This is a genomic window from Promineifilum sp. (SeqCode) (genome assembly GCF_041918635.1).
Taxonomy (GTDB): domain Bacteria; phylum Chloroflexota; class Anaerolineae; order Promineifilales; family Promineifilaceae; genus Promineifilum.
Genome location: NZ_JAYRVJ010000280.1, coordinates 1 through 3,733 on the forward strand (window position 1 = coordinate 1; position 3,733 = coordinate 3,733).

General features: G+C 60.2%; 4 protein-coding genes and 1 pseudogene. All 5 read right to left on the bottom strand.

Going from position 1 to position 3,733, the window contains the following annotated elements; translation table 11 throughout:
* Positions 1 to 504: 3-keto-5-aminohexanoate cleavage protein (locus tag ACE3UY_RS09220; RefSeq protein WP_374687251.1), on the bottom strand; the 504-nt coding region annotated here is incomplete at its 3' end.
* A gap of 249 nt (positions 505 to 753) precedes the next feature.
* Positions 754 to 1,548 carry a hypothetical protein gene (locus ACE3UY_RS09225; RefSeq protein ID WP_374687252.1) on the bottom strand — a complete coding sequence of 265 codons (795 nt, stop codon included), beginning with the start codon at positions 1,546 to 1,548 and terminating at the stop codon, positions 754 to 756.
* A 165-nt stretch (positions 1,549 to 1,713) separates the two neighbouring features.
* The gene (locus ACE3UY_RS09230) at positions 1,714 to 1,947 is read right to left on the bottom strand and encodes a DUF2283 domain-containing protein (protein ID WP_374687253.1); all 234 of its coding nucleotides are present in this window, start codon (positions 1,945 to 1,947) and stop codon (positions 1,714 to 1,716) included.
* Between the two features lie 280 nt (positions 1,948 to 2,227).
* The gene (locus ACE3UY_RS09235; RefSeq protein WP_374687254.1) at positions 2,228 to 3,424 is read right to left on the bottom strand and encodes a phenylacetate--CoA ligase family protein; all 1,197 of its coding nucleotides are present in this window, start codon (positions 3,422 to 3,424) and stop codon (positions 2,228 to 2,230) included.
* Positions 3,425 to 3,568: 144 nt separating this feature from the next.
* Positions 3,569 to 3,733: pseudogene (locus ACE3UY_RS09240) on the bottom strand (ABC transporter ATP-binding protein); the annotation flags it as partial.

Genomic DNA, 3,733 nt, shown 5'->3' on the forward strand with positions numbered 1-3,733 from the left:
GATCAGCGGTGTGGCATTGTGGATGTGGCCGGTGTCGAAGCACTCCATCTCCGGTCGCGTGCCGGCGTCGGTCATCGCCTCCAGGAAGTAGATGATGTCGCCGAACGGGTTGGCGAAGACGTGGTCGTGGTAGAACGCCTTGTGCTTGGCCGAGTAGATGGCGTAGTTCATGCTGCCCATGTTCAGCGCGGCCAGGTCGGGGCGCAGCGCGGCGATGTGGGCCACGCGCTCTTCGCGGCCGACGCCGACCGCGCCGGTGGAGTAGTTGATGATCACGTCCGGGCAGCGTTCGCGCACGGCGGTGTCGATGTGGGCATACGTGTCCACGTCGTAGGCGGGGCGGCCGTCGTCCTGGCGGGCGTGGATGTGGACGATGCTGGCCCCCGCTTCCACACTGCGGCGCGCCTCCTCGGCGATCTCCTCCGGCGTGTAGGGGATGGCGGGCGATTGTTGGCGGGTGGTCAGGACGCCGGTTAGGGCGGCGGTGATGATGGTTTTACTCAAGGGTGTTTTGCTCCGGAACCGGAAAAACAAGAAAACGGACTTCTTCGGAACGGGTTCATCACGCCCTAACCCGCTTTGCCAGCGCCGACGTCAGCCGGTTCAGGGCTTTTGACGCTCGTCGCAGATATTGATGACATCTGGCTCGCTCTCTTCCAGAGCCTTGTGAAAGCCGAGGACGTAATCACCGGGCACAGTGAAAATACCATCATGAGGCGCGTGATGAGCTTCCAGGACGGGATGGGGACCATCTTAGGGTCGGTATGAATCACCAAAAACGTCATATACGAACGGACAAAAGTCACTGTAGTATTCCGCTTCCTCAAAGACGTAATGGCTAGGCTCCCAGCCCATTGCCGCGCGGCACGCCTCGCTCGAGTAATGATCGTCGGGGCCCTTATCGCTAAAAGAATGCATGAACTCATGGGGAATCGTACCGGCAGCCATGTCGATGGGCGTATGGCCCTCCAGGAACTCTAGTGCAGCCGGACAGACCTGCATCCCGTGCCATCCTGCGCAAGCTTGGCCATCTGCCCCAGGACATTCCCCAGGGCTGGATAAATGGCTCTGAATGATTCCCGTACCTGCATAACCACAGGCGGCGTATCGATAGTTGAACTGGAGGATGGCGACGTACATGTACCCATCCCCTAAATACGGGGAAATGAAAGCATTTTTGAAGTCCTTGGGGGCCGGGATTTGCTGAGCATACGCGCGGTGGATTCTCGCCCGGTCTTCGTCGCCGACAGAGAAGACCAGGATACCATTGGGCAGATCGCTCGTGTGCTCCATGTGATTCTCTACCAGACTGGCGATTGAGCCGCCACTATGATCCTCGACAAAGTCGTGAAGCTGTAAGCCAAAGCCCGTCAAGTCGATGAACTTCTGGTTAGCAACGGCGAGCACATCCTCCGCCTGTTCCCGGGTGACTGGATCGGTGGTCATGTCCACAATTACAGCTACCTTGAAATAGATAGGAGGCGTTGGGGAACCACTGCAAGCCGCGAGGGTGAGCAAGATGGCGAGCACACTGAGCAAATGGTTCATGTTGACCGGTTGCTCTGGCGGAAGAAGCAGCCGCAACGGGATGGCGAGTCTCGTCTCGCCGCCGGACTACTTCACGGCCTCAGCTTCGCCGGCTTGAGACATAAGTGGTTACCTCTTTCGCGTATTTTTCCGTTGGTGGTCAGAATGACGATGACCCTAAGTGGGTCAATCCCCAGCTGCTTCCAACACCCGCAACGTCCGCGCCTGAATTGACTCCAACACCGCATCGCGCAGGAACGAGCTCGCCTCTAAAATTTCGACGCCGATCATCTCATCGTTTTCATCCAGTTCGACGGTGATCGTCGGACTAAGTTCAATGCTTCGACTTTCCGGGCCGTCGGCGATGACGATGTGCAAAATATCTTCGACTTCAAAATAGCGAATTGTTGTCTTATTCATGGATCAGTCTCTCGGTTCGTAAGCGAAATCGGATCTGTTGTCTGTTCACAGTATGGACAGTTATCGGGGTAACACTGTCCTCGCCTTCGTCGTACGGAATGATGACCAACTGTTTGCCGTGACGACCGATAACAACTCTACGCCTTGTTTCGGTGTCGAAGTATCTTTCAGTTGAATGTAAAAGTATCTGCTCTAATATCGTCAGATCGAATCCGCGAAGCGAGGCTCGATACTTGAGATAATCAGTCCAAATGATCGATGTCATTTACAGATACCGATTCTATTCCCACCCACGCTCGTCCGCCACTGTTGGCCCATCGGCCCCCACCTCCCCAAAAACCACCTCATCCACCCGCACCCGGCATACGCCTTGCACGGCCGCCTTCAGTCCCTCGGCGATGGCCGCCGTGTTTGCCCCCTCGGCCGCAGCCACGCGCAGCGCGAAGTGGTCGCGCACGCCGTCCGGCCGGGTGACGACCGCCTGCACCGCCCGCACGCCGGGAACCTGCCCGGCGGCAAAGCGCAACTGGTTCGGGTGCAGGAACATGCCGCGCACCTTGACCGCCTCGCCGCGCCGGCCGACCAGGATGATCGCCCGCTCCTCCTGCGCGCTTTCCCCCGGCCGCGGATCGACGTTCATCGCCAGGTCGCCCGTGCCGAAGCGAATGAGGGGGTAGAGTCGGCTGGTGTTGGTGACCACGACCTCGCCCGTCTCACCCGGCCCGACCGGCTGGCCCGTGTCCGGGTTGACGACCTGGATGAGCGGGTCGGGCAGCAGCCGCATGGCCATCCCCTCGCCCGTATTCACCGCCAGCACGCCCAGTTCGGCCGTGGCGTAGGTGTTGATGACCTCCAGGCCATAGCGTTCCACCAACGTCTGGCGCAGGGCGGGCGGCAGCGGCTCGGCCGTCGTCACCGCCCGGCGCAGGCGGAGCGCCACGCCCTTCTCCTCCGCTTTCTGGAGCAGGCTGAGCAGGAAGCTGGGCGTGCCGACGTAGCCGGTCGCGCCCAGGTCGCGCGCCATCTGCAATTGCAGTTCGACCGGCCCCGTGCCGGCGGGGATGACCGTCGCACCGAGGCGGGTGAACGCGCCGTCGAACAGATAGCCGGCCGGCACGAGGTGATAGGAGAGGCTATTGAGGATGACGTCCCCCGCGCCAAAGCCGACGTCGCGCAGCATGTCCACAGCTGTGTCCCAGGCCGCATCGTCCTCTTCCGGCCCCGGCTCATAGAGCGGGCCGGGGGAGAAGAAGAAGTGGGTGACGGCCGAAAGCGGCGCGGCCAGCATGCCGCCGAAGGGTGGTTCGGCCCCTTGCAGGGCGACCGCCTCATCCTTGGTCAGCACCGGAACGCGGGCCAGGTCGGCGACGGTGCGCACGTCCTCCGGCCGCAGCCCGGCCCGATCAAACCGCGCCTTCACCTCAGGTGCATTCGCATAGGCGTGACGGATAATGGATTGGAGTTTTTCGTCGTTCATGGGCAAGTCAGTTGTTAGTTGTCAGTTGTTAGTTGCTAGTTGTCAGTTGTTAGTTGTTAGTTGTTAGTGCCGAAAACTGCTAACTGCTTACTTCTTACTGCCAACTGCCAACTGTCAACTGTCAACTGTCAACTGTCAACTTCTTCAACCAAGCCAGCGCTTCCGCCGCTTGTAATGCTTCACGTCGCGGTAGCTCTTGCGCTCCCCCAATTGCGTCAGGCCGAGGTAGAACTCCTTGATGTCGGCGTTGTCGGCCAGGGTGGCTGCCGGGCCGTCGAGGACAATGCGGCCGTTCTCCATGACGTAGGC

What these genes read in the sequence shown, in the direction of transcription:
- ACE3UY_RS09225 (WP_374687252.1), bottom strand. Translation starts at nt 1,548, where the DNA reads ATGAACCATTTGCTCAGTGTGCTCGCCATCTTGCTCACCCTCGCGGCT.
- ACE3UY_RS09230 (WP_374687253.1), bottom strand. Translation starts at nt 1,947, where the DNA reads ATGAATAAGACAACAATTCGCTATTTTGAAGTCGAAGATATTTTGCAC.
- ACE3UY_RS09235 (WP_374687254.1), bottom strand. Translation starts at nt 3,424, where the DNA reads ATGAACGACGAAAAACTCCAATCCATTATCCGTCACGCCTATGCGAAT.